26 protein-coding genes are annotated in these 22,790 nt (G+C 69.9%); 18 read left to right on the top strand and 8 right to left on the bottom strand.

Annotated elements, in window-relative coordinates; translation table 11 throughout:
• The first annotated feature begins 39 nt into the window (after nucleotides 1-39).
• A complete protein-coding gene (locus ASD43_RS03480) occupies nucleotides 40-528 on the top strand; it encodes a MogA/MoaB family molybdenum cofactor biosynthesis protein (RefSeq protein WP_056413637.1) in 489 nt (162 codons plus the stop codon).
• On the top strand, nucleotides 525-965 hold the full coding sequence (locus ASD43_RS03475; RefSeq protein ID WP_056413634.1) for a molybdenum cofactor biosynthesis protein MoaE: 441 nt from the start codon (nucleotides 525-527) through the stop codon (nucleotides 963-965). The genes ASD43_RS03480 and ASD43_RS03475 overlap by 4 nt, the downstream gene beginning before the upstream one ends.
• 55 nt (nucleotides 966-1,020) lie before the next feature.
• On the opposite strand, the gene ASD43_RS03470 is transcribed toward ASD43_RS03475, so the two are convergent.
• The 4 genes from ASD43_RS03470 to ASD43_RS03455 are packed head-to-tail and all read right to left on the bottom strand — an operon-like array spanning nucleotide 1,021 to nucleotide 3,744.
• Complete coding sequence (locus ASD43_RS03470) at nucleotides 1,021-1,260, bottom strand: MoaD/ThiS family protein (protein WP_056413631.1); 240 nt, start codon at nucleotides 1,258-1,260, stop codon at nucleotides 1,021-1,023.
• Nucleotides 1,257-1,736: a cyclic pyranopterin monophosphate synthase MoaC gene (gene moaC, locus ASD43_RS03465; protein ID WP_056413629.1), complete on the bottom strand. Its 480-nt coding sequence runs from the start codon at nucleotides 1,734-1,736 to the stop codon at nucleotides 1,257-1,259. Before moaC ends, ASD43_RS03470 begins: the two co-directional genes overlap by 4 nt.
• Nucleotides 1,733-2,980: a molybdopterin molybdotransferase MoeA gene (locus tag ASD43_RS03460; RefSeq protein ID WP_056413626.1), complete on the bottom strand. Its 1,248-nt coding sequence runs from the start codon at nucleotides 2,978-2,980 to the stop codon at nucleotides 1,733-1,735. The genes moaC and ASD43_RS03460 overlap by 4 nt, the downstream gene beginning before the upstream one ends.
• The gene (locus tag ASD43_RS03455; RefSeq protein ID WP_056413622.1) at nucleotides 2,977-3,744 is read right to left on the bottom strand and encodes a HesA/MoeB/ThiF family protein; all 768 of its coding nucleotides are present in this window, start codon (nucleotides 3,742-3,744) and stop codon (nucleotides 2,977-2,979) included. The genes ASD43_RS03460 and ASD43_RS03455 overlap by 4 nt, the downstream gene beginning before the upstream one ends.
• A gap of 220 nt (nucleotides 3,745-3,964) precedes the next feature.
• On the opposite strand from ASD43_RS03455, the gene ASD43_RS03450 reads away from it, so the two are divergent.
• The 5 genes from ASD43_RS03450 to moaA all read left to right on the top strand — a co-directional run bounded on the left by ASD43_RS03450 (nucleotide 3,965) and on the right by moaA (nucleotide 8,276).
• The gene (locus ASD43_RS03450; RefSeq protein ID WP_056418998.1) at nucleotides 3,965-4,357 is read left to right on the top strand and encodes a TOBE domain-containing protein; all 393 of its coding nucleotides are present in this window, start codon (nucleotides 3,965-3,967) and stop codon (nucleotides 4,355-4,357) included.
• A gap of 3 nt (nucleotides 4,358-4,360) precedes the next feature.
• Entirely contained in the window at nucleotides 4,361-5,143 is a 783-nt protein-coding gene (gene modA / locus ASD43_RS03445; RefSeq protein ID WP_056413619.1) for a molybdate ABC transporter substrate-binding protein, read from the top strand.
• Complete coding sequence (gene modB / locus ASD43_RS03440) at nucleotides 5,140-5,928, top strand: molybdate ABC transporter permease subunit (protein WP_056413617.1); 789 nt, start codon at nucleotides 5,140-5,142, stop codon at nucleotides 5,926-5,928. Before modA ends, modB begins: the two co-directional genes overlap by 4 nt.
• Complete coding sequence (locus tag ASD43_RS03435) at nucleotides 5,925-6,986, top strand: ABC transporter ATP-binding protein (RefSeq protein ID WP_056413611.1); 1,062 nt, start codon at nucleotides 5,925-5,927, stop codon at nucleotides 6,984-6,986. The genes modB and ASD43_RS03435 overlap by 4 nt, the downstream gene beginning before the upstream one ends.
• A 204-nt stretch (nucleotides 6,987-7,190) precedes the next feature.
• Entirely contained in the window at nucleotides 7,191-8,276 is a 1,086-nt protein-coding gene (moaA, locus tag ASD43_RS03430) for a GTP 3',8-cyclase MoaA (RefSeq protein ID WP_056413608.1), read from the top strand.
• Nucleotides 8,277-8,428: 152 nt separating this feature from the next.
• Here the strand turns inward: moaA and ASD43_RS03425 are convergent, their stop codons facing one another.
• Together ASD43_RS03425 and ASD43_RS03420 are read right to left on the bottom strand one after the other, a co-directional pair.
• Nucleotides 8,429-9,643, bottom strand: coding sequence for an amidohydrolase (locus ASD43_RS03425; protein WP_056413606.1), 1,215 nt, complete (start codon nucleotides 9,641-9,643; stop codon nucleotides 8,429-8,431).
• Nucleotides 9,644-9,653: 10 nt separating this feature from the next.
• Nucleotides 9,654-10,301, bottom strand: a complete 648-nt coding sequence (locus ASD43_RS03420) for a TetR/AcrR family transcriptional regulator (protein WP_056413603.1) — start codon at nucleotides 10,299-10,301, stop codon at nucleotides 9,654-9,656.
• Between the two features lie 166 nt (nucleotides 10,302-10,467).
• Here ASD43_RS03420 and ASD43_RS03415 point away from each other — a divergent pair, with 166 nt between their 5' ends.
• From ASD43_RS03415 to ASD43_RS03390, 6 genes are all read left to right on the top strand, one after another.
• Nucleotides 10,468-12,132 carry an ABC transporter substrate-binding protein gene (locus tag ASD43_RS03415; RefSeq protein ID WP_056413600.1) on the top strand — a complete coding sequence of 555 codons (1,665 nt, stop codon included), beginning with the start codon at nucleotides 10,468-10,470 and terminating at the stop codon, nucleotides 12,130-12,132.
• Between the two features lie 310 nt (nucleotides 12,133-12,442).
• Nucleotides 12,443-13,267: an ABC transporter ATP-binding protein gene (locus tag ASD43_RS03410; protein WP_056413595.1), complete on the top strand. Its 825-nt coding sequence runs from the start codon at nucleotides 12,443-12,445 to the stop codon at nucleotides 13,265-13,267.
• A complete protein-coding gene (locus tag ASD43_RS03405; protein WP_056413593.1) occupies nucleotides 13,264-14,070 on the top strand; it encodes an ABC transporter ATP-binding protein in 807 nt (268 codons plus the stop codon). The genes ASD43_RS03410 and ASD43_RS03405 overlap by 4 nt, the downstream gene beginning before the upstream one ends.
• Nucleotides 14,067-15,155, top strand: coding sequence for an ABC transporter permease (locus tag ASD43_RS03400; RefSeq protein ID WP_056413591.1), 1,089 nt, complete (start codon nucleotides 14,067-14,069; stop codon nucleotides 15,153-15,155). Before ASD43_RS03405 ends, ASD43_RS03400 begins: the two co-directional genes overlap by 4 nt.
• A 1-nt stretch (nucleotide 15,156) precedes the next feature.
• Entirely contained in the window at nucleotides 15,157-16,260 is a 1,104-nt protein-coding gene (locus ASD43_RS03395; protein ID WP_056413588.1) for an ABC transporter permease, read from the top strand.
• Nucleotides 16,260-18,506, top strand: coding sequence for a glycoside hydrolase family 3 N-terminal domain-containing protein (locus tag ASD43_RS03390; RefSeq protein WP_056413580.1), 2,247 nt, complete (start codon nucleotides 16,260-16,262; stop codon nucleotides 18,504-18,506). The genes ASD43_RS03395 and ASD43_RS03390 overlap by 1 nt, the downstream gene beginning before the upstream one ends.
• A 16-nt stretch (nucleotides 18,507-18,522) precedes the next feature.
• On the opposite strand, the gene soxR is transcribed toward ASD43_RS03390, so the two are convergent.
• On the bottom strand, nucleotides 18,523-19,005 hold the full coding sequence (soxR, locus tag ASD43_RS03385) for a redox-sensitive transcriptional activator SoxR (RefSeq protein WP_056413577.1): 483 nt from the start codon (nucleotides 19,003-19,005) through the stop codon (nucleotides 18,523-18,525).
• Nucleotides 19,006-19,081: 76 nt separating this feature from the next.
• Here soxR and fdxA point away from each other — a divergent pair, with 76 nt between their 5' ends.
• The 3 genes from fdxA to ASD43_RS03370 are packed head-to-tail and all read left to right on the top strand — an operon-like array spanning nucleotide 19,082 to nucleotide 20,610.
• A complete protein-coding gene (gene fdxA, locus ASD43_RS03380) occupies nucleotides 19,082-19,408 on the top strand; it encodes a ferredoxin (protein WP_056413574.1) in 327 nt (108 codons plus the stop codon).
• Between the two features lie 12 nt (nucleotides 19,409-19,420).
• Nucleotides 19,421-19,942: a flavin reductase family protein gene (locus ASD43_RS03375; protein WP_056413568.1), complete on the top strand. Its 522-nt coding sequence runs from the start codon at nucleotides 19,421-19,423 to the stop codon at nucleotides 19,940-19,942.
• A 38-nt stretch (nucleotides 19,943-19,980) separates the two neighbouring features.
• Nucleotides 19,981-20,610 (top strand): superoxide dismutase, encoded by a 630-nt coding sequence (locus ASD43_RS03370; protein WP_056413565.1) that lies wholly within the window; start codon nucleotides 19,981-19,983, stop codon nucleotides 20,608-20,610.
• Between the two features lie 139 nt (nucleotides 20,611-20,749).
• Here ASD43_RS03370 and ASD43_RS03365 read toward each other — a convergent pair whose 3' ends face one another.
• Entirely contained in the window at nucleotides 20,750-21,157 is a 408-nt protein-coding gene (locus ASD43_RS03365) for an arsenate reductase ArsC (RefSeq protein ID WP_056413563.1), read from the bottom strand.
• Nucleotides 21,158-21,243: 86 nt separating this feature from the next.
• Here ASD43_RS03365 and ASD43_RS17375 point away from each other — a divergent pair, with 86 nt between their 5' ends.
• Both ASD43_RS17375 and nhaA read left to right on the top strand, forming a co-directional pair.
• Nucleotides 21,244-21,417, top strand: a complete 174-nt coding sequence (locus ASD43_RS17375; protein WP_188042437.1) for a hypothetical protein — start codon at nucleotides 21,244-21,246, stop codon at nucleotides 21,415-21,417.
• A 66-nt stretch (nucleotides 21,418-21,483) separates the two neighbouring features.
• Complete coding sequence (gene nhaA, locus ASD43_RS03360) at nucleotides 21,484-22,776, top strand: Na+/H+ antiporter NhaA (RefSeq protein WP_200946557.1); 1,293 nt, start codon at nucleotides 21,484-21,486, stop codon at nucleotides 22,774-22,776.
• Nucleotides 22,777-22,790 lie beyond the last annotated feature (14 nt).

Raw genomic sequence — 22,790 nt, 5'->3', positions numbered from 1 at the left:
GCCGGTGCGGCCGGTTCGGCCAGCCCCTATCGTGGAGCCATGACGTCGCTACCCGCGTGTGTGATCACCGTCTCGGACCGCTCGTTCTCCGGAGAGCGCGAGGACCGCGGCGGACCGATCGCCGTCGGGCTGCTCCGCGAGGCGGGCTGGCACTGTCCCGACGCCGAGGTCATCGCCGACGGCGAGACATCCGTGGCCGATGCGCTGCGGCGTGCGGTCGCGCGGGGGGTGCGACTGATCGTGACCACCGGCGGAACCGGGGTCGGACCCCGCGACGAGACGCCCGAGGGCACCCGACGCGTGATCACGCGCGAGGTCCCCGGCATCGCCGAGGAGCTGCGACGCAGCGGCCTCGCCGACACCCCGCTGTCCGTGCTGTCCCGAGGGCTGGCCGGTGTCGTCGATCCGGCCGGGACGCTGGTCGTGAACCTCCCCGGATCCACGCGGGCCGTGGCATCCGGTGTACCCGTGGTGCTGACCGTCGCGAGACACGTCGTCGACCAGGTCGAGGGCGGTGACCACTCGTGAACGAGGTACGGATCGCCGCCATCTCCACCGAGCCGCTCGATGTCGAGACGCACCTGGCGGCGGTGGACGACCCCGCGCTCGGCGGAGTCACGACGTTCATCGGCCGGGTGCGCGACAACGACCCGGATGCGCAGACCCCGGTCGTGGGGCTCGAGTACAGCTCGCACCCCGACGCCGAGACGGCGCTGCAGACGATCGCGCAGAATGCCGCAGCGGATGCCGTCGGCGACGCGAGGGTCGTCGTCGCCGTGAGTCACCGCATCGGCCGTCTCGACGTGGGCGACGCGGCCGTCGTGATCGCCGTCGCCGCCGAGCACCGGGCCGAGGCGTTCGCCGTCTGCCGCGCGGTCATCGAGGACATCAAGACGTCGTTGCCGGTGTGGAAGCGTCAGGTCGAATCCGACGGCACCACGTCGTGGAAGGGCATCGGCGGCTGAGCCGGAGCCGTGCGCACGCCGTGTGGCGCGGCGCTGCGCGAGCTTCGCGCGACGATCAGCCGCCGGCGAAGGGCGGGAGCACGTCGATCAGCTGGGCGTCGTCGAGGGCGTGGTCATCGTCGCGACGCACGCCGTCGACCATGACCGCGCAGCGCGGCAGGATGTCGGCGAGATCCGGATGCTCGGCCATGACCGCCGCGCGGAGCTCGGCCAGCGAGCGCTCGCCGCGTTCCTCGGAGTCGACACCCGCGGCCTCGGCGGCGGCGGCGAAGTAGCGTACCCGGGTCGCGGTCATCGGGTCTCTCCCTCGCGCAGCCAGTCGCCGGTGCGCCCGCCCGACTTGGCGACGATGCGCACATCCTCGATGACCACCGAGCGGTCCATCCCCTTGATCATGTCGACGATCGCCAGCGCGCTCACCGACACGGCCGTGAGGGCCTCCATCTCGACGCCGGTGCGGTCGGCGGTGCCGACCGTCGCCTCGACGTGCACGCCGTCGTCGACGATGTCGAGCTCGACGCCGGCCCGGTGCACCCCGATCACGTGGGCGAGCGGCAGCAGAGCCGCGGTCGACTTCGCCGCCTGGATGCCGGCGATGCGGGCGACCGCGAGCACGTCGCCCTTAGGGGCGGTGCCGTCACGCAGGGCTGCGATGACCTCGGGACTGCAGCGCACGAATCCTCGCGCGGTCGCGGTGCGCACGGTCGGCTGCTTGCCGGTCACGTCGACCATGTGCGCGTGGCCGGACGAGTCGAGGTGCGTGAAGCTCATTCGACCAGCATGACATCGATCACGTCGCCCACGGCGACGGCCTCGACCTCGGCCGGCACGATCGCGAACGCGTGCGCCCTGGCGAGACCGCCGGCGAGGTGCGATCCCGAGCCGCCGGCGGTGGCAGGACGCACCGTGCGGGTCGAGAGGTCGACGACGGCGGGAAGGTACTGGCGGCGTCCGGGCGGGGTCGTCCACGCCGCATCCGCCGTGAAGGATGCGCGGGCGCGATGGATCTCGGTGCGCCCCTGCAGCGCGAGCAGAGCGGGCCGCACGAACACCTCGAAGGAGACGGCGACGCTGACCGGATTGCCGGGCAGCCCGAACACGAGCGTTCCGGAGTCGAGCGCCCCGAACGCCTGCGGTTTGCCCGGCTGCATCGCGACGCTCGCGAACTCGACGGCCCCCCGTCCGTCGAAGGCGCCGCGCACCGGCTCGTAGGCCCCGGCGCTGACGCCGCCCGTGAAGACGATCACATCGGCGCCGCGTTCGACGGCGGTCGCAGTGACGGCGCGCACGGCGTCGGCGTCGTCGGCGACACGCGTCACGAGGACGACCTCGGAATCGGCATCCGCGACGAGCAGTTCGAGCAGGGGGCCGTTCGAGTCGGGGATGCGGCCACGCGCGGCGGGCTCACCCGGTGACAGCAGTTCACTGCCCGTCGAGACCACGGCCACGCGCGGTGCCCGTGTCACCGAGACGGTGTCGACGCCGGCGGCGACGGCGGCCGCGAGCTGGAACGCTCCGAGGCGCTCGCCCGCGAGAACGACGGCGTCCCCCGCGTGCAGGTCGGCGCCGCGACGGCGCACGAAGGCTCCCGGCGTCGCCGGTGCGCGCAGCACCCGCACCTCGCCGAGCGAGTCGGCGAGTCCTCCGGCGGTGTCCTCGAACGGCACGATCGCATCGGCGGCGCTCGGCGTCGGGGAGCCCGTCATGATCCGCGCCGCGTCACCGGCATCCAGAGACGGATCGTCGGAGACCCCGGCGGGCAGATCGGCGACCACGCGCAGCACCACCGGGTTCTCGGCGGATGCCGCGGCGACGTCGGCTACTCGCACCGCGAAGCCGTCCATCGCCGAGTTGTCGAAGAGCGGGATGTCGTGGGCCGCCGTCGCGGGTTTCGCGAGGGTGCGCCGTGCGGCCTCCCGCACGGCGCGGGTCTCGGTCGGGAGGACGCGTACGGCATCGAGCACCAGGGCGAGCTGCTCCTCGACCGTCCGGCGGCTGCCGTTCGCGGCGCTCATGCCGCCACCGCCGAACGGATCGCGATCTCGTGCTGTCGCGCCGTGAGGGCGTCGATCACCGCGAGGCGACCGAGCAGCGGCTCCCCGGCGCCGGTGATGAGCTTCACGACCTCGCCCGCCAGCATCCCGCCCACCTGCACGCACAGGGCCCCGAGCACGCCGACCTGTGCGCAGCTCGGCGGCTCGCCCTCGGTGCCGAGGGGGAAGAGGTCGGTCAGGACCACCGGCGCCGCTGTCGGCGGATCCGACCAGAACACGGTCGCCTGTGCGTGCCACTCCTGCACGGCGCCCCAGACGAGGGGGATGCCGAGGGCTTCGGTCGCGGCGGCGACGTCGCGTCGGGTCGCGAAGGAGTCGCTCGTGTCGACCACGATGTCTGCCCCCGCGAACAGGCGCTCGGCGTTCTCGGCGTCGAGCCGCTCGGCTGCGGTGACGACCTCTGCCCCGGGCGACAGCGCGGTGATCGCGCGCGCCGCCGAGGTGGTCTTGGGTCTGCCGATGTCTTCGACGCGGTGGGCGAGCTGGCGCTGCAGATTCGTCAGTTCCACGATGTCGTCGTCAATCACCGTGATGCTGCCCACTCCTGCGGCGGCCAGTGCGAGGAGCACGGGCGAGCCGATGCCGCCCGCGCCGACGACGGTCACGTGGGCGGCTGCGAGGCGGCGCTGCCCCTCCTCTCCGATGCCGGCGAGCACCGCGTGCCGGGCGGTGCGGACCAGTTCGGCCGGGTCGAGAGCGGGCGCGGGGGCGACGAGCGGCTGCATGCCCCCAGGCTATGCCCGGACGTGCGGGGCGGGGCTACGTTCACTATTCAGCACCGAAGCCCTGGAACCGCTGTCGGCGCGCGGAAACACGGGCGGTCTCGAGTATTCGTGCTGAATGGCGCACGGGGTCGTCGAGTGCCCCGTCGGTGGCGACTCGGCGGCTCCCGCGAATACGTCTTTTTTCGGCCCTCTCATCCGCATCTGCGGTACGCTCTGCCTCATGCAGAACTTTCGGATCGCGCGCGCGGCACAGCTGCTCGGCGTGAGCGACGACACGGTGCGGCGCTGGATCGATCAGGGTCTGCTGCCCACGACCGACGCCGTTCCGGCCGAGATCCCCGGAGACGCGCTCGCCGCACGCGCCGTGGCGCTCGCCGAGGAGGCGCAGGAGTCGAACCATGCGCTCTCGAGCGCTCGCAATCGCTTCGTCGGCATCGTGACCCGTGTGCAGATCGACGGGGTCATGGCACAGGTCGACCTGCAGTCCGGACCCCACCGCGTCGTCTCGCTCATGTCGGCCGAGGCCGCCCGCGAACTGCAGCTCGAGGTGGGCTCGCTCGCCACCGCATCCGTGAAGGCGACGAACGTCGTCGTCGAAGTGCCGAAGGGCTGACCCATGAACCGCCGTCTCCGCCGCATCGTCATGGTCGCCCTGACCGCCGCGGCTCTCACCACGGGGTGCGCTGCCGGTGCGGAGTCGCCGACGCCGACCGCCACCGCCGACGCATCCGGGAGCACCGTGAGCGGCGAGCTCACGGTCTACGCGGCGGCGTCGCTCTCGGGCGCGTTCGACGAGATCGGTGCGGCGTTCACCGAGGCGAACCCCGGCGTCGACGTCAGCGGCGTCTACGACGGCTCGTCCACGCTGGTCACGCAGCTGCGCGAGGGCGCGCCCGCCGACGTGTTCGCCTCGGCCGACGAGGCCAACATGCAGAAGCTCGAGGATGCCGCGGTCGATCCGACCCTGTTCGCGTCCAACACGCTCGTGATCGCCGTGCCGACGGGCAACCCCGGCGGCGTCGAGACGCTCGCCGACCTGGCCGACGTCACCACCGTGCTGTGCGCCCCCGAGGTGCCGTGCGGGGCGGCGTCCGCCACGCTGCTCTCGAACGCCGGCGTCGCGGTCGACGCGGCGAGCCTCGAGCAGAACGTCACGGCCGTGCTCACCAAGGTCGCGGCCGGCGAGGCAGACGCGGGCCTCGTGTACGCGACCGACGTGATCGACCGCGACGACGTCGAGGTGATCGTGCCCGACGGTGCAGGCGAGGTCGTCAACCACTATCCGATCGCCGCGCTGTCCGAGGCGCAGAACCCCGCGGCCGCCGAGGCGTTCGTCGCCTTCGTGCTCTCCGACGAGGGTCAGCGCATCCTGGCGGACTTCGGGTTCGGAGCACCGTGAGCGCCGCCGGAGCGCGCGGATACGCGCCGCGTGCCCTGGCCATCCCCGCCCTGATCGGTCTCGCGTTCCTCATCCTCCCGCTCGCGGCCCTGGTCGCCCGTGTCGACTGGTCGACCTTCATCGCCGACGTCACGTCGGAGGCCGCGCGCTCGGCGCTGCTGCTCTCCCTGGGGACGGGCCTTGTCGCCACCCTGCTGTGCATCGCGATCGGCGTCCCCCTGGCGCTGACGATCGCTCGTTCGGGGCCGCGCCTCGCCGCGGTGCTGCGTGCTGCCGTCACGATCCCCCTCGTCCTGCCGCCCATGGTCGGCGGCATCGCCCTGCTCTACCTCTTCGGACGGGCGGGGTGGCTCGGCGGGCTCGGACTGTCGTTCAGCACGACGGCCGTCATCCTCGCGCAGACCTTCGTGGCGCTGCCGTTCCTGGTGCTCGCGGTCGAGGGGGCGGTGCGCACCTCGGGTGTCGAGTACGAGCGCACCGCGGCCGCCCTCGGTGCCGGCCGCTGGACGATCCTGCGCCGCATCACCCTGCCGCTCGCCGCGCCGGGGATAGTGGCCGGCGTGGTGCTGTGCTTCGCCAGGGCCATCGGCGAGTTCGGGGCGACCGCGCTGTTCGCGGGCAACCGCCCGGGTGTCACCCAGACCATGCCGCTGGCGATCTACACGGCCTTCAACGGGGCGGGAGTCACCCAGGGTGCGGCGGTCGCCCTCGCGCTGCTGCTGCTCGCCACCGCGATCCTCGTGCTGCTGCTGGTGCGGGGCTGGCGTCCGGGAGCCGCGCGATGAGCTCTGTGGATGGCCTGCGCGCTCATGTGGTCGTGCCTCGGGAGCACTTCTCCGTCGACGTCTCGCTGCACGTCGAGCCGGGCGAGACGGTCGCAGTGATGGGCCCGAGCGGCGCGGGCAAGTCGACGCTGCTGCAGGCGCTCGCGGGACTCGAGCCGCTGGGCGGGGGAGAGATCGCCGTCGAGGGGCGGGTCGTCGACCGCGTCGCGGCCCCGCGGGTGCGGACCGACCCGATGCGCCGCGGTGTCGTGCTGCTCGGGCAGAAGCCCCGACTGTTCCCGCATCTGTCGGTGGGCGAGAACGTGGCGTTCGGGCCGCGTGCCGCGGGCGTCGAGGTTCGTGCCGCCCGAGAAGGCGCCGATGACTGGCTCGCGCGGGTCGGACTCCCCGGCTCGGGAGGGCGGATGCCGCACGAGCTGTCCGGAGGGGAGCAGCAGCGCGTCGCCGTCGCTCGGGCGCTCGCCGCATCCCCTCGGGTCGTGCTGCTCGACGAGCCGCTCGTCGCCCTCGATCCCGAGACGGCCGGCGACATCAGGCGGATGCTGCGCGATCAGCTCGTGTCGACCACGACCGTCGCGGTCACGCACGATGCCGCGGATGCCGTAGCCCTCGCCGATCGGCTGATCGTGGTCGAGGCGGGTCGCGTCACCCAGTCGGGGTCGGTGCGCGAGGTGCTCGCCGCACCGGCATCCGGATTCGTCGCGTCGATCGCCGGGGTCAACCGTCTCGTGGGCGTCGCGAGCGGGGGTGCGTGGCGTCGCCGTGAGGTGCTGCTGACCAGCACGGATCCTGCGTCGCGTGCGCTCGCGGCGACCGACGGTTCAGCGCTCGCCGCGGTCTTCCGTCCGGGGCACGTGCGCGTCGGCGGAGCGGGCCCGGAGTCATGGCCAGCCGAGGTGACGCGCATCGAGCCCACGCTGGGAGGTGTGCGCGTGCACACCGACGCCGGGGCGGTCGACCTGTCGCTGGATGCCGCCGCAGGGGTGGCGATCGGCGACAGGATTCGGTTGCGGGTCGATCCGGGGCTCGTGCGGTTCGTCTCCGTCTCCGTCGGCTGAGTCCGGCGCCGCTGCGCCGGATGGCTGACGGCATCCCGGACGGCTGATCGGATACGGCCTCGGCGCCCGCCACGCGGGGAATCGTCAGCCAAGCGGCCCTTCCGAGACCCCCGACCTGGCAATATGCCGGTCGTCGTGCCCGCACGGGCCGCGGTGTCGGCGGCGCGGGTAGTCTCGGAACATGTCGGGGAGAGGGAGACGGCGATGACGGCTGTGCCGGTCGTCATCGGGATGCGGGCGCCGAGCGCCGCGGTCCTCGACGACGTCGCGCCCGCGTCGCAGGGACTCGTCGACACCCACGGGCGCGTGCACCGCGATCTGCGCATCTCGCTGACCGACCGCTGCTCGCTGCGCTGCACCTACTGCATGCCCGAACAGGGCAACGAGTGGCTCGCGCGCACCAGCATCCTGTCGACCGACGAGATCGTCGAGGTGGCGCAGGTCGCCGCATCGCTCGGCATCCGCACGTTCCGCCTCACGGGCGGCGAGCCGCTGCTGCGCGCCGACATCATCGACGTGGTGCGACGTGTCTCGGCGATCGAGGGCCCCGAAGGCCCCGTCGAGGTCGCGATGACGACGAACGGCATCACGCTCGCGAAGAAGCTCCCCGATCTGATCGATGCGGGCCTCACTCGACTCAACATCAGCATCGACACGGTCGACCGGCAGCGCTTCGCCGACCTCACCCGCCGGGATCGCATCGACGACGTGTTCGAAGGCATCGCGGCAGCGGCGGCATCCGACCTCCGCCCCCTCAAGCTCAACACGGTCGCGATGCGCGGTGTGAACGACGACGAGCTGCCAGACCTGGTCGCGTTCGCGATGGAGGTCGGCGCGCAGCTGCGTTTCATCGAGCAGATGCCGCTCGACGCCGGGCATACGTGGGACCGCGCGTCGATGGTCACGCGCGAGGAGATCCTCGAGAAGCTCAGCGCACGGTGGAGCCTCGAACCCGTTCCCGGCCGCGGTGGCGCGCCCGCCGAGAAGTGGCGCATCGACGGCGGACCGCACGAGGTCGGCGTCATCGCCTCGGTCACCGCTCCGTTCTGCGGCGCCTGCGACCGACTTAGGCTCACCGCCGACGGGCAGCTGCGCAACTGCCTGTTCTCCAACGCCGAGTACGACCTGATCGACTCGCTCCGCGGACCGGCGGCATCCGATCCCGCCCAGCGCGCCGCGGCGATCGGAGCCATGCTGCGCTCGTGCGTGCACGGCAAGCTGCCGGGGCACGCGATCAACGATCCGTCGTTCCTGCAGCCGGCCCGCGGCATGAACGCCATCGGCGGCTGAGTCTCAGCGCTCTCAAGACTCAGCGCTCTCAAGACTCAGCGCGACTCGGCGTTCACAATTCAGCAGAGAGCGAGCGTTCCGCGTACTCGGCGGATGAAATCGGCTCGTTCCTGGCCGTTCTTGCTGAATTGCGAACGGCGAATTGAGAAGCCTCAGCCGAGGAACTCCCGCGCGGCCGATGACAGCGCGGTCACGCCGACCTCGATCGTCGGGTGGATCTCCGGCGCGAAGAACGGCGAGTGGTTGGTGGGGATGTCCTTGTCGAGCGTTCCCGCGGCCGCCGATGCCGCGAACTTCACGGGGTCGACGCCTCCCCAGAACCAGAACACCAGTGGTGCGCCCGTGTCGCGGGCGAACCACGAGACGTCCTCGCTGCCCGTGAACATGCCGGGGTCGACGACGGCCGCCTCGCCGAGCGCGCGCTGCAGCGCGGTGGTCACGCGAGCGGTGGCCTCCGCGTCGTTGATCGTGGGCGGCAGCGTGTGGTCGGTGCGGATCTCGGGCTCGCGCTCGGCTCCGGATGCCGCGGCCTCGGCCCGCACGATGCGCTCGACGCTCGCGAGCACCTTGTCGCGCATCTCGTCGTTCGGGTAGCGCAGGCTGAGTTCGAGCTTGGCCTCGGCGGGGATGATGTTGTTCTTGAGTCCGGCGTGGATCGAGCCGACCGTCACGACCGCGACGTCGCGCGGGTCGACCTCGCGAGAGGCGACGGTCTGCAGCCGCATGACGGTCGCCGCGGCCATCACGATCGGATCGATCGTGGAGTGCGGTCGGGATCCGTGTCCGCCCCGGCCGTGCAGCGTCACGGTGAGGCCGTCGGACGCCGCCATCTGCGTACCGGGGCGCACGCCGATCGTGCCCGCGGGCAGCGGGGTGACGTGCTGACCGAGCACGATGTCGGGAGTGGGGGCGATGTCGAGGAGTCCGCCGTCGAGCATCGCGCGCGAGCCCGCTCCGTACTCCTCTGCAGGCTGGATCAGCACGACGAGGGTGCCCGCCCACTCGCCGCGTTCGGCGACGAGCTTCTCGACGGCGCCGATCATGGCGGTGACGTGCATGTCGTGCCCGCACGCGTGCATCACGGGAACGGTGTTCCCGGCGGGGTCGATGCCGGTCGCGGTGCTGGCATAGGCGAGGCCGGTCTCCTCACCGACGGGCAGCGCGTCCATGTCGGCGCGCACCCAGACCACGGGGCCGTCGCCGTTGCGCAGGATGCCGACCACCCCGGTGACCCCGATGCCCTCATGCACGTCGAGCCCGAGATCACGCAGGTGGCCGGCGGCGATGCCGGCGGTGCGCGTCTCCTGGAACGAGAGCTCGGGATGCTGGTGCAGGTCGGTGTAGAGCGCTTCGAGGTCGATCGTCATGGCCCCGAGCCTACTCGCGCACGTACGACTCCAGCGTGGGTCCGGGGTGAAGGACGCCGTTGACGATCGCCCTGATCGCGAACTCGCTCGCCCCGCCCAGGTCGACGACGTCGCGGTGCAGCAGCCACTGCAGCTGCAGGCCGTCCATCACCGCGAGGATGCTCGCCGCGCCGGTCGCGATCGTGTCGGGCTCGTCGACGCCCTCCTGCGTGCAGAGCAGGTGGAACGCCTCGGTCACCTCGCGGCGGAGCGTCGTGTAGCGCTCCTCGAAGTACTCGCGGCCGGGGTGGTTGTCGGTGACCGACTCCGACGAGAGCACGGTGTACGCCTGCACGATCCCGGGGCGAAGCTCATTGGAGATAGCGGTGCGAACGAGGTGCAGGAAGAGCTCGGGGCCTCTCGGGATGCGCTTCTCGGCGAGCTCGGCGACGTCGGCCTGATCTCGGTAGGCGAGCACCTCGAGCAGCAGGTTCTGCTTCGAGCCGAAGTGGTGCAGCACGCCCGCGTGGGTGATCCCCACCTGCTCGGCGACGTCGGCGAGGGTGCCGTTGGTCGACCCCTTGTTGCCGAAGATCTCGACGGCGGCCTTCAGGATGAGTTCGCGCTTCTCGCGCGTCGCCGGACGCACGTTCGCGGGTGCGGCAGAGTCCTTCGCCATGGTCACTCCTCTCCTGCACCGGTGCCTGATCTGGATCGTACTTGCCAACTCTACTTACCAACGAGTAACCTCGCACCAGTTTACTTTCTCGTCAGTAAGCTAATTCGTCGGATGTCTGTGCAGCCGACGGTCACACAGCACAATGACCCGTGCCCAAGGAGAAGCAATGAAGCTCAGAAAGTCCCTGATCGCTGCCGCGGCGATCTCCGCCCTGGGAGTCTCGGCCCTCGCCGGCTGCGCTGCCGGAGGAACGAACGACAGCGGTGGCGACGGCTCGGCCGCGCTGACCATCGCGAAGCCCGACGGGGCGATCACCACCGAGTCCAACAACCCGTACGTCGGCGACTCCTCCGCCTCGAAATACGGCTACGGCAAGGTGATCTTCGAGACGCTCGGCCTCGTGAACCAGACCGGCGACCGCGAGGTCACCCCGTGGCTGGCCGAGAGCATCGAGTGGAACGACGACTTCACCGCTGTCACGGTCGTGCCGCGCAAGGACGTCACCTGGAGCGACGGCGAGCCCTTCACCGCCGATGACATCGTGTTCACGTACGAGCTCGTCTCCACGCCCGCACTCGACACCGCGGGCCTCAAGTTCGAGGGCGCGACCGTCGAGGGCGACGCCGTGACCCTCACCTTCGGGGAGTCGAAGTTCGTGAACCAGGCCCGCGTACTGCACGTGCCGATCGTCCCGAAGCACATCTGGGAGAAGTTCGACGAGCCGGCGACCGATCCGGTGAAGGGTGACGACCTCGTCGGCACCGGTCCCTACGCGATGTCGAACTGGTCGACCGAGTCGGTCACCCTCGAAGCCCGCGACGACTACTGGGGCGGAGACCTGGCGGTCCCCGAGCTGCACTACGTCTCGTACGGCGACAACACCGCGCTGACCACGGCGCTCGCGCAGGGCGAGGCCGACTGGGCGCAGGCGTTCATCCCGCAGATCAAGGAGCAGTTCCTCGACGCCGACCCCGAGCACAACAAGTTCTTCGTCGCGCCGACGACCGGGTCGGCGACCCTGTTCATGAACCTCCAGCAGAAGCCGTTCGACGACGTCGTGTTCCGCCAGGCGCTCGCCTGGGTCATCGACCGCGACGCGTACGTCGACATCGCCCGCGAGGGCGCCAGCGAGCCGGTGTGGTCCGTGACCGGGCTCTCGTCGATCCTCGAAGACGAGATCCAGCCGGAGTTCCAGGGTGAGGACTACTCCGTCGACGCCGAGAAGGCCCGCGGTCTGCTCGAAGACGCCGGATACACCTGGAAGGACGACGCACTGATCGACCCCGACGGCACGCCCGTCTCGTTCACGCTCTCGGTCCCCTCGGGGTGGAGCGACTGGAACACCGCGCAGGAGCTCATCGCCGAGGATGTGACCGAGGCGATCGGCGCCGAGGTCAAGATCGACATGCCCGACTGGGGCGGCTGGGCCGGACCCCGCGACGAAGGCACCTTCTCGGCCATCATCCACTGGCTGGAGGACAGCGGCACGGCCTACGGCCTCTACACGTCGACCATGGACCCGCGATGGATCTCGCCCGAGGGCATCGCCGGATTCAACTTCGGACGCTTCGACGACCCGGTCGCGACCGAGGCGCTGAACGCCTACGCGAACGCCTCGTCCGACGACGTACGCACGTCGTCGATCACGACGCTGGAGCAGATCTTCGTCGACCAGGTCCCGGCGATCCCGCTCGGTGCCCACCCGCTTCTGGGTGAGTACAACACGCGCAACTACGTGGGGTGGCCGTCGGAGGACGACCCGTACGCCTCGGGCGACCCGACGCAGCAGAACGTCGTGATGATCCTCACCAAGCTGAAGCCGGCCGAGTAGCCCTTCGTCTCGCTCCGCTCGCTCAGGGACCGGGACTGCCGCTCCGGTTCGGGACTGGGACGTCTGGCCAGTGGCCCTTCGTCTCGCTCCGCTCGCTCAGGGACCGGTGCTTAGGCTCCGGTTCCTGCGCGGGACCGGGACTGCGGCTCCGGTTCGGGAGTGGGACGTCTGGCCAGTGGCCCTTCGTCTCGCTCCGCTCGCTCAGGGACCGGGACTGCGGCTCCGGTCCCTGGCGGGACCGGTCGTCGGTACCGGTTCCTGAGCGAGGAGCGGAGCGACGAGACGAAGGACCCAGACGAAGGAAGACCCCATGTCAGAACCACTCCTCAGCGTGCGCGGCCTCTCGGTCGTGTACGACGTCGATCCGCCCGTCGAGGCGGTGAAGAACGTGACCCTCGAACTGCGGCGGGGCGAGATCCTCGGTCTCGCCGGTGAGAGCGGATGCGGCAAGACCACCCTCGCCTACGGGGTGCAGCGCCTGCTCCGCGCACCGGCCGTCATCTCCGGCGGCAGCGTCATCTTCCACGACGCCTCCGGCGTCGACGTCGACATCAACGACCTCGACGTGGATGCCATGCAGCGCTTCCGCTGGGACAAGGTGTCGATGGTCTTCCAGGGCGCGATGAACGCGCTCAACCCGGTCGCGACGATCGGCTCGCAATTGGAGGACGTGTTCGAGATCCATCGACCGGACATGACCCGCAGACAGCGTCGAGCGGAGGCCGAGGAGCTGCTCGAGATCGTCAAGGTGGGGCGCCAGCGCATCCGCTCCTTCCCGCATGAGCTCTCCGGCGGCATGCGCCAGCGCGTGATGATCGCGATGGCGCTGGCCCTCCGCCCGCAGCTCATGGTCATGGATGAGCCGACCACCGCACTCGACGTGCTGGTCCAGCGTGAGATCCTCAGCCAGATCTCGCAGCTGCGTCACGAGTTCGGCTTCTCGGTCATCTTCATCACGCACGACCTTCCGCTGCTGCTCGAGATCAGCGATCGCATCGCCATCATGCGCGAGGGCGAGATCGTCGAGTTGGCCTCGGCCGAGAAGATCTGGACCGATCCGCAGAATGACTACACGAAGACGCTGCTGTCGTCGTTCCCCCGTCTCACCGGCGCGCGAGGAGTGCTGACACGATGACGACCCTCGAGTTCACCCATGTCACCAAGACGTACAACGTCCGCGGCGCCGGTCGCCTGAAGGCGCTCGACGACGTCAGCTTCACCCTGACCTCGGGGCAGACGATCGGCCTCGTCGGCCAGTCCGGCAGCGGCAAGTCGACGATCGCGAAGATCCTCACGCAGCTCGAGACGCCGACCAGCGGTGAGGTCCGCCTCGACGGCGCGCCGATCCCGCGGCGTGGCAAGGGCCTGCGCCGTTACCGGCAGCAGCTGCGCATGGTGTTCCAGGACCCGTTCGCCTCGCTCAACCCGTACCATTCGATCCGGTACCACCTGGAGCGTCCGATCCGCCTCGACGATGTCGTGCCCAAGGATCAGACCGAGGCGGAGGTGCGCAGACTCCTGGAGCGGGTCAGGCTCGACGCGGATGCCGTGATCGACCGCCGTCCGCACGAGCTGTCCGGCGGACAGAGGCAGCGCGTGGCGATCGCCCGCGCGCTCGCCTCCCGCCCGTCGCTGCTCGTCGCCGACGAGCCGGTGTCGATGCTCGACGTGTCGATCCGCCTCGGGGTGCTGAACCTGCTCGCCGATCTGCAGCGCGAGGAGGGCCTCGGCGTGCTCTACATCACTCATGACCTCGCCACCGCGCGGCACTTCAGCGACAAGATCATGGTGCTCAACCAGGGTCGGGTCGTCGAGTACGGCGACGCCGACGACGTCATCCTCAACCCTCAGGACCCCTACACGCGAGAGCTGCGGGCGGCGTCGCCCGATCCCGACACGCACTTCGCGACCGCCGGACCGCACGGAGGTGCACAGTGACCACCGCATCGCCCGAGCTCGGGCAGTTCGAGCAGCAGGACCGCGACGCCCTCGAGGTCGGCACGACCGCGACCACCGCCGAGAAAGGACGCGTACTCGTGCCCTGGCGGTTCTTCGCCGGGCGGGCGGGCTTCTACCTGTTCACGCTCTGGGCCGCCATCACGATCAACTTCTTCCTGCCCCGGTTCATGAAGGGCGATGCGGTCAGCTCCTACCTCGCCCGCAACCGCAACATCAGTCCGGAGGCGGCCGACTCGCTGCGCATCCTGCTCGGCATCGACACCGACAAGTCGATGTGGCAGCAGTACGTCGACTACTGGGCGATGCTGTTCCGCGGCGACCTCGGCATCTCGACCCTGCACGGGCTGCGACCCGTCGCAGAGGTGCTCAGCTCGGCCCTTCCCTGGACGCTCGGCCTGGTCGGACTCGCGACGATCATCTCGTTCGCGCTCGGCACCGTCGGCGGGGCGATCGTCGGCTGGAAGCGCGGCAGCAGGCTCGACGCGCTCATCCCGATCACGACGTTCTTCAACACGATCCCGTACTTCTGGCTGGGGCTGATCGCGATCGCGATCTTCTCGTCGACCCTCAAGTGGTTCCCCTCGTCGCACGCGTACGGCAAGGGGCAGTCGCCGGAGTGGAGCCTCGACTTCATCGGCCAGGTGATCGCGCACGGCACCCTGCCCGCGGTGACGATCATCATCGCGTCGCTCGGCGGCTGGATGCTGGGCATGCGCAACATGATGCTCACGGTGCTCGATGAGGACTACATCACCGTCGCCCAGGCCAAGGGCATGCCCAACCGTCGCGTGCTCTGGGCGTACGCCGCCCGCAACGCGGTGCTTCCTCAGGTGCAGAGCTTCGCGCTCTCGATCGGCTTCATCGTCGGCGGCACGATCGTGATGGAGATGGTGTTCAGCTACCCCGGTGTCGGCAAGCTCCTGCTCGACGCCACCAATGCGAAGGACTTCGCCCTGATGCAGGGGGTGTTCCTGGTGATCACGCTGTCGGTGCTGGTCGCCAACATCCTCGCCGACATCGTCTACGCATACCTCGACCCGCGCACGCGCCAGACGGAGGCCTGACATGAGCGTTCCCACCTCGACCGAGAACACCGCCCCAGACGGACGCATGATCCCGACGGGGATGCCGGAGACGGCGACGTTCCGCACGCCCGGCGACACGGCGCCGCCGCGCAAGACCTTCTGGACGCAGCTGGTGCAGGCGTTCGCGATGTTCCGCAATCCGAAGTCGATCGCCGGGCTCATCATCCTCGGGGTCTTCGTGCTGGTCGCGATCTTCGCCCCGCTGCTCGCCCCCTACGGCCCCACGCAGAAGGACCGCACAGCGCTGCGCCAGGCGCCCTCCTTCGACCACTGGCTCGGCACCACGCACATGGGTGAGGACGTGCTCAGCCAGCTCATCTTCGGCACGCGCGGCGTGGTGGTCGTCGGATTCCTCTCGGCGATCATCGCGACCGTCATCGCGATCACGATCGGCGTCATCGCCGGGTACGTGCGCGGATGGAAGAGCGAGTCCCTCTCGGCGCTCACGAACGTGTTCCTGGTGATCCCCGGCATCCCGCTGATCATCATCGTCGCCTCGCAGTTCGAGAACCCGCCGCTCATCGTGATCGCCGCGGTGCTGGGCCTCACCGGATGGGCCTGGGGTGCGCGCGTGCTGCGGGCGCAGACGATGTCGCTGCGCAACCGCGACTTCATCCAGGCGGCCCGCGCCAACGGCGAGCCGCTGCACCGCATCATCACCGTCGAGATGCTGCCGAACCTGATGGCACTGATCGCGTCGAGCTTCGTCGGCACGGTCACCGCGGCGATCCTCGGTCTCACCACCCTCGCCTTCATCGGCGTGATCCCGGTGAGCAATCTCAACTGGGGCACGATCCTGTTCTGGGCGCAGCAGAACGGCGCGTTCCCGCGCCTGTGGTGGTGGTACGTGCCGGCAGGTCTCTGCATCGCGATCATCGGCGTCGCACTGTCGCTGATCAACTTCGGCATCGACGAGTACGTGAACCCGAGGCTGCGGTCGGCGGGTGAGCGCGCCCGCGCCATGAAGAAGAAGGGGCTCGACGTGAACGCCCCGGTGACGGCGGTGCGCGAGGTGCCCGTCGCGGGCGCCGACCCGGCGACCTCTCAGACGACCCAGATCCAGAACCCGAATACTCAGAAGTGATGACCTCCCAGACACTGACCGAATCCCTGCCCTACCTCGATCCCGAACTGCCGATCGCCGCCCGCGTCGCCGACCTCCTCGACCGCATGACGGTCGAGGAGAAGGTCGGGCAGATGCTGCAGCTCGACGCGCGCGACGACCTCGACGACCACGTCCTCGGTCGCCACGTCGGCTCGATCCTGCACACCTCGCCCGAGCGCATCGTCCGGGCGAACGACCTGACGTCGCAGACACGGCTGCGCATCCCGCTGCTGGTCGGGGAGGACTGCATCCACGGCCACTCGTTCTGGCCCGGGGCGACGATCTATCCCACGCAGCTCGGCATGGCGGCGACGTGGGATGCCGACCTCGTCGAGCAGGTCGCCAGGGCCACCGCGGTCGAGGTCGCGGCGACCGGCGTGCATTGGACGTTCTCTCCGGTGCTGTGCATCGCGCGAGACCTGCGCTGGGGGCGCATCGACGAGACCTTCGGCGAAGACCCCTTCCTGATCGGGGAGCTCGCCTCGGCCATGGTGCGCGGCTATCAGGGGCGGGGGCTGGACGACCCGACCGCGATCCTCGCCACGGCCAAGCACTTCGCCGGGTACTCCGAGACCCAGGGCGGGCGCGACGCCAGTGAGGCCGACATCTCGCGACGCAAGCTGCGGTCGTGGTTCCTGCCTCCGTTCGAGCGGGTCGCCCGCGAGGGGTGCCGTACGTTCATGCTCGGCTACCAGACCACCGACGGCGTGCCGATCACGGTCAACGACTGGCTGCTCAGCGACGTGCTGCGCGGCGAATGGGGCTACACCGGCACGCTCATCACCGACTGGGACAACGTCGGACGCATGGTGTGGGAGCAGCAGGTGCAGCCCGACTACGTGCACGCGTCCGCCGCGGCGGTGCGCGCCGGCAACGACATGATCATGAACACGCCCGGTTTCTTCCAGGGAGCCCTCGACGCGGTGGCGAACGGGATGCTGGCGGAAGACGCGTTCGACGACGCCGTCGCCCGCATCCTGACCCTGAAGTTCGAGCTCGGCCTCTTCGAAGACCCCCGTCTGCCGCAGGACGGTCTGGATGCGGTCGTCGGCAGCGCCGCGCACGCCGCGCTCAACCTGGAGACGGCCCGCCGCTCGCTGGTGCTCCTCGAGAACGACGGAACGCTGCCGCTCGACGCCGCAGCGGCGCTGAAAGTGGCGGTGGTGGGGCCGCTCGCCGACGACGCGCAGACGCAGCTCGGCGACTGGGCCGGTGGATCGGGCCAGGCCGGCTGGCTCGACGGTCAGCCGCGCGAGATGATCACGACCGTGCTCGACGGACTCGCGGGAGTCGACGGATGGGCCGTCAGCCACGCCCGTGGCGCCGACATCCTCACCCTCGAGGAGGATCCGCTCGGCGCGACCTTCCCCGACGGGCAGCCCCGACCGCCTGTGGTCGTGCCGGCCGAGGCGAACGAGGCGCTGATCGCGGAGGCGGTGGCGGCCGCCGAGGCATCCGACATCGTGGTCGCGGTCGTGGGCGACCGCATCGAGCTCGTCGGCGAGGGACGCTCCACCGCGACCCTCGAGCTGATCGGCGGACAGAACGCGATGCTCGATGCGCTGATCGCCACCGGAACGCCGGTCGTCGTCGTGCTGCTCGCATCGAAGCCGCTCGTGCTCCCGGCATCCGTCTCGCGCGCTGCCGCCGTGATCTGGGCCGCGAATCCGGGCATGCAGGGCGGTCGCGCGCTCGCCGAGGTCATCACGGGCGCGGTCGAGCCGTCTGGGCGCCTGCCGATCTCGTTCGCGCGTCATGTCGGACAGCAGCCGACCTATTACAACCAGATCCGCGGGCAGCACGGCGACCGCTACGCCGATCTCGCCCAGTCCCCGGCCTGGGCGTTCGGCGAGGGGCTGTCGTACTCGACGGTCGACTATTCGCAGCTCGTGCTCGCGGCGGATGCTCTCGCGCTCGGCGACACCGTCGTGGCAGACGTGACGGTGACGAACACCGGCGCGCGTCCGGTGCGCGAGACCGTGCAGGTGTACGTGCGCGATGTCGTGACGAGCGTGAGCTGGACCGACAAGGAGCTCAAGACCTACCGACAGGTGGATCTGGCGCCGGGGGAGAGTCGCGCCGTGCGGGTCGAGGTGCCCGTGGCCGACTGCTCGATCGTCGATGCCGCGGGAACGCGCCTCGTCGAGCCCGGAGAGTTCGCCCTCCTGGTCGGACCGAGCTCCCGCGACGACGTGCTGCTGAGCGCCGCGTTCTCGGTGGCCTGAGTGGTGACGGGGGCGCTCAGGCGTCCTCGTCGCTCAGGCGCCGGGGCCCTGCGCCCTGGCTGCCGAGCGCGTCGTCGGGATTGAGCAGCCCGCACGCCTTCATCGACAGGCAGCCGCAGCCGATGCATCCGGTCAGCTCGCGTTCGAGTCTTTCGATGCCCTCACGGCGCTTCTCGAGCTCGCGCTTCCACCTGCGCGATGCGCGCTGCCAGTCCTCGTGACTGGGCGTCTGCGTGAGGGGGACGTCGGCGAACGCGTCCTGCACGTCGGAGAGAGGGATGCCGAGGCGTTTCGCGACCGTGATGAGTGACACCCGGCGCAGCATGTGGCGCGCGTAGCGGCGCTGATTGCCGGCCGTGCGCGTCGACGCGATGAGCCCGAGGCCCTCATAGAAGTGCAGGGCGGAGGGGGCGACGCCGGTGCGCCGGCTCATCTCGCCGATCGTCAGCGGCTCGTCAGGGCCGTGGATGGCACGATCGGAGTCTGTCTCTGCGGTCATCTCGACCTCCTCGATTTGACCTCAAGCGTACTTGAGGTCTTACGGTTGCACATGTGACCGCGACAGGAAGTGACCGATGACCTACGTGATCGCGCTGCCCTGCGTCGATGTCAAGGATCGTGCATGCATCGACGAATGTCCGGTGGACTGCATCTATGAGGGCGAGCGCTCGCTGTACATCCACCCGGACGAATGCGTCGACTGCGGCGCGTGCGAGCCGGTCTGCCCGGTCGAGGCGATCTACTACGAGGATGACCTGCCCGACGAGTGGCAGGACTACTACAAGGCCAACGTCGAGTTCTTCGACGAGCTGGGATCCCCGGGCGGCGCCGCGAAGCTCGGTGTCATCGAGCGGGATCATCCGATCATCACAGTCCTTCCGCCCCAGGGCGAACCAGAATGAGCAGGAACCCGAATGAGCACTGACCAGCATCCCGCGGCCCCGGTCCCCTCCCCGGTCGGTGAGGGACTCAAGGCCGCCTTCCGTGCGCATCCGGCAGGAGTCGCGATCATCACCGCGATGACCCCTGCGGGCCCGGTCGGACTCACGGCGTCGAGCGTCGCATCCGTCGCGGTCGACCCCGCCGCGATCGTGTTCTCGGTGACCAGGGCCACCGGCAGCGCGGGCTCGATCCTCAACGCGGAGTCGTTCGTCGTGCACCTCATCGACGACGAGCATTCGGCTCTGGCGCAGAGCTTCGCGGTGAGCGGGGCCGACCGCTTCACCCCCGAACAGGGGTGGAGCACCCTTCCGACCGGTGAGCCGTACCTCGCCGAGGCGCGCGCCGCGATGCGCGGTCACACGATGTCGACGGTCGCGGTCGGCTCATCGACCGTCGTGGTCGCCGAGATCGACGAGGTGCTGCTCGGGCGGCCGGGTCGACCGCTCGTCTACCTCGACCGCCGATTCCACACGCTGCCGAGCGACCAGAACTGAACGCACCCAGAACTGAAGTCAGAACGAAAGGAACACGCATGACCACTCCCTACACCCTCCCCGAGCTGCCCTACGACTACTCGGCCCTCGCCCCGCACATCTCGGGCAAGATCATGGAGTTGCACCACTCCAAGCATCATCAGGCCTATGTGACCGGTGCCAGCACGGCCCTCGAGCAGCTGGCCGGCGCGCGCGAGTCGGAAGACTTCGCCGCCGTGAACAAGCTCGAGAAGGACCTCGCGTTCAACCTCGGCGGACACATCAACCACTCCGTGTTCTGGGAGAACCTGTCGCCCGACGGCGGCGGCAACCCCGAGGGCGAGCTGGAGGCCGCGCTGACCGATGCCTTCGGGTCGATCGACGCGTTCCGCGCGCACTTCACCGCGACCGCGCTCGGCGTGCAGGGCTCGGGCTGGGCGGTTCTCGCCTGGGACAGCGTCGGTGCGCGACCCGTCATCTTCCAGCTGTTCGACCAGCAGGGCAACGCGCCGCTCGGCGTCACCCCGCTGCTGCAGCTCGACGTCTGGGAGCACGCGTACTACCTCGACTACCTCAACGTGCGTGCCGACTACGTCAAGGCGTTCTGGGAACTCGTCAACTGGTCCGATGTGCAGCGCCGCTTCCAGTCCGTGCAGGAGAAGACCGCAGGGCTCATCGTCGCCCGCTGACCTGGTCGCGGGAGATCCGGTCAGCCGTTCATTCGGCTGACGGAATCCCGCGGGGCTGGCGGATGCCGCGGCATCCGCCAGCCCGGCGGGGAATGTTCAGCCATCCGTGCCGGGTTGCCGGAGACGGGTGCCGGGTGCGTCAGGCGAGCAGCTCGCCAGCGAGCGCCTCGATGCGGCGTCGGATGTCGTCGCGGATCGGCCGCACCGACTCGATGCCCTGACCGGCCGGGTCGTCGAGCTCCCAGTCCTCATACCGTGTGCCGGGGAAGAACGGGCAGGCGTCGCCGCATCCCATCGTGATCACCACGTCGGATGCCTGCACCGCCTCGGTCGTCAGCACCTTGGGCGCCTCGGCGGTGATGTCGATGCCGAGCTCGCCCATCGCGGCGACGGCGACCGGATTGATCTGGTCGGCGGGCATGGATCCCGCTGAGCGCACCTCGATGCGGTCGCCGGCGATCTCGCGCAGGAACCCGGCGGCCATCTGCGAGCGCCCGGCATTGTGCACGCAGACGAAGAGGACGGAGGGTTTGGCTGTGGTCGTCATGATGTCTCCAGGGTAAGCGAGCGAGCGGGGTCGAGGACGCGTGCCGATGCTGACGGCATCCAGCCGACCCCGGATAGGCTTGCGGTGTGGCCCTCCTCTCGATCGCCGGTTCGGCGCGCGCTCCGCATGAGCTGCGCTCGGCGACGCCGATGAAGGAATGGATGCGCGTCGTGATGCACCCGGGCACGAACGGCTGGACCAGTGTGTGGGGCACTCTCTCGCACGGCGAGATCGCGGGCTGCCCGCCGCCACGCGGCTAGACCACGCCTCATCCGGGGCGGTGGTCTCCTGCGCCATCCACCCCTTCTTCCGCGTGAGGTCTTTCCGTGTCCACTTCTCCCACCCGTCCCCGCCTGCGTCTGGCTCCGCACGAGCTGTGGCGGGGTATCCGCTCCAACGCCCGCAGCGACGTGCTCGGCGGATCGTTCCTGCTCGCCGCCACCGTCGCGGCCCTGATCCTCGCCAACACCCCGGCGGTGTCGTGGTACGAGTCCGTGCGCGACGTCACCTTCGGCATCCCCGAACTGCACCTCGACCTCAGCGTCGGCGCCTGGGCGGCCGACGGTCTGCTGGCGATCTTCTTCTTCGTCGTGGGCCTCGAGCTGAAAGAGGAGTTCGTCACGGGGCGCCTGCGTGATCCTCGTCAGGCGGCGCTGCCGATCGCCGCAGCGGTCGGGGGTGTCATCGTGCCCGCGGTCATCTTCGCGGTGATCAACGCCGGCAACGGTGCAGACGCACTGCGCGGGTGGGCGATCCCGACCGCGACGGACATCGCCTTCGCCGTCGCGGTGATCGCCGTCGTCGGCAGGTTCCTTCCTCCCGCGCTCCGGGTCTTCCTGCTGACTCTCGCGATCATCGACGATCTGATCGCCATCACCATCATCGCGACGTTCTACACCGACACGATCAGCCTGCCCTGGCTCACCCTCGCGCTGCTGCCTCTCGCCGGGTTCGCGTTCCTCGTGCAGAAGGGCGTGCGCGCGTGGTGGATTCTGCTGCCGCTCGCCGTCGCGGTGTGGGTGTGCATCCATGCCGCAGGGATCCACGCCACCGTGGCCGGTGTTCTGCTCGGTTTCGTGGTCCCCGTCGTGCCCACGGAGCGTGCACGTGTGCAGGCGGGAGAGGATGCCGACGGSGAGCCGCTGTACGACGGCCTCGCACCGCACTTCGCCGATCGGTGGGGTGTCGTCGCGACGCTGTTCGCGGTCCCCGTGTTCGCCTTCTTCGCCGCGGGTGTGACGATCGGCGGCCTCGACGGGCTGCGGTCGGCGCTGACCGATCCGATCGCGATCGGCATCATCGTCGGACTCGTGGCGGGAAAGCCGATCGGCATCCTCGTGACCACGTTCCTGTTGAGCCGCATTCCCGCCCTGCGCCTCGACGAGACGCTGCGGTGGCCGGATCTGACGGGCATGGCCTTCATCGCCGGAATCGGGTTCACCGTCTCGCTGCTGGTCGGCGAACTCGCGTACGGCGCCAGCTCGGTCGCCGACGAGCACGTCAAGATCGGCGTGCTTCTCGGGTCGCTGATCGCGGCGGTGATCGGTGGCAGCATCCTCGCGACGCGCAGTTCCCGTGCGCGTCGCCGGCAGCTCGACCCGGGCGGTCACGACCTCTGACCGGCTCGGCTCGG

Origin of the sequence: Microbacterium sp. Root553 (assembly GCF_001426995.1) — a bacterium.
Lineage (GTDB): Bacteria > Actinomycetota > Actinomycetes > Actinomycetales > Microbacteriaceae > Microbacterium.
This window is presented reverse-complemented; position numbering and strand designations above follow the sequence as displayed.

Excerpts from the sequence above, each read along its gene's own strand:
- ASD43_RS03480 (WP_056413637.1), top strand. The coding sequence starts at position 40 with ATGACGTCGCTACCCGCGTGTGTGATCACCGTCTCGGACCGCTCGTTC.
- ASD43_RS03470 (WP_056413631.1), bottom strand. The coding sequence starts at position 1,260 with ATGACCGCGACCCGGGTACGCTACTTCGCCGCCGCCGCCGAGGCCGCG.
- moaC (WP_056413629.1), bottom strand. The coding sequence starts at position 1,736 with ATGAGCTTCACGCACCTCGACTCGTCCGGCCACGCGCACATGGTCGAC.
- ASD43_RS03460 (WP_056413626.1), bottom strand. The coding sequence starts at position 2,980 with ATGAGCGCCGCGAACGGCAGCCGCCGGACGGTCGAGGAGCAGCTCGCC.
- ASD43_RS03455 (WP_056413622.1), bottom strand. The coding sequence starts at position 3,744 with ATGCAGCCGCTCGTCGCCCCCGCGCCCGCTCTCGACCCGGCCGAACTG.
- ASD43_RS03450 (WP_056418998.1), top strand. The coding sequence starts at position 3,965 with ATGCAGAACTTTCGGATCGCGCGCGCGGCACAGCTGCTCGGCGTGAGC.
- modA (WP_056413619.1), top strand. The coding sequence starts at position 4,361 with ATGAACCGCCGTCTCCGCCGCATCGTCATGGTCGCCCTGACCGCCGCG.
- ASD43_RS03435 (WP_056413611.1), top strand. The coding sequence starts at position 5,925 with ATGAGCTCTGTGGATGGCCTGCGCGCTCATGTGGTCGTGCCTCGGGAG.
- moaA (WP_056413608.1), top strand. The coding sequence starts at position 7,191 with ATGACGGCTGTGCCGGTCGTCATCGGGATGCGGGCGCCGAGCGCCGCG.
- ASD43_RS03425 (WP_056413606.1), bottom strand. The coding sequence starts at position 9,643 with ATGACGATCGACCTCGAAGCGCTCTACACCGACCTGCACCAGCATCCC.
- ASD43_RS03420 (WP_056413603.1), bottom strand. The coding sequence starts at position 10,301 with ATGGCGAAGGACTCTGCCGCACCCGCGAACGTGCGTCCGGCGACGCGC.
- ASD43_RS03415 (WP_056413600.1), top strand. The coding sequence starts at position 10,468 with ATGAAGCTCAGAAAGTCCCTGATCGCTGCCGCGGCGATCTCCGCCCTG.
- ASD43_RS03410 (WP_056413595.1), top strand. The coding sequence starts at position 12,443 with ATGTCAGAACCACTCCTCAGCGTGCGCGGCCTCTCGGTCGTGTACGAC.
- ASD43_RS03405 (WP_056413593.1), top strand. The coding sequence starts at position 13,264 with ATGACGACCCTCGAGTTCACCCATGTCACCAAGACGTACAACGTCCGC.
- ASD43_RS03395 (WP_056413588.1), top strand. The coding sequence starts at position 15,157 with ATGAGCGTTCCCACCTCGACCGAGAACACCGCCCCAGACGGACGCATG.
- ASD43_RS03390 (WP_056413580.1), top strand. The coding sequence starts at position 16,260 with ATGACCTCCCAGACACTGACCGAATCCCTGCCCTACCTCGATCCCGAA.
- soxR (WP_056413577.1), bottom strand. The coding sequence starts at position 19,005 with ATGACCGCAGAGACAGACTCCGATCGTGCCATCCACGGCCCTGACGAG.
- fdxA (WP_056413574.1), top strand. The coding sequence starts at position 19,082 with ATGACCTACGTGATCGCGCTGCCCTGCGTCGATGTCAAGGATCGTGCA.
- ASD43_RS03375 (WP_056413568.1), top strand. The coding sequence starts at position 19,421 with ATGAGCACTGACCAGCATCCCGCGGCCCCGGTCCCCTCCCCGGTCGGT.
- ASD43_RS03370 (WP_056413565.1), top strand. The coding sequence starts at position 19,981 with ATGACCACTCCCTACACCCTCCCCGAGCTGCCCTACGACTACTCGGCC.
- ASD43_RS03365 (WP_056413563.1), bottom strand. The coding sequence starts at position 21,157 with ATGACGACCACAGCCAAACCCTCCGTCCTCTTCGTCTGCGTGCACAAT.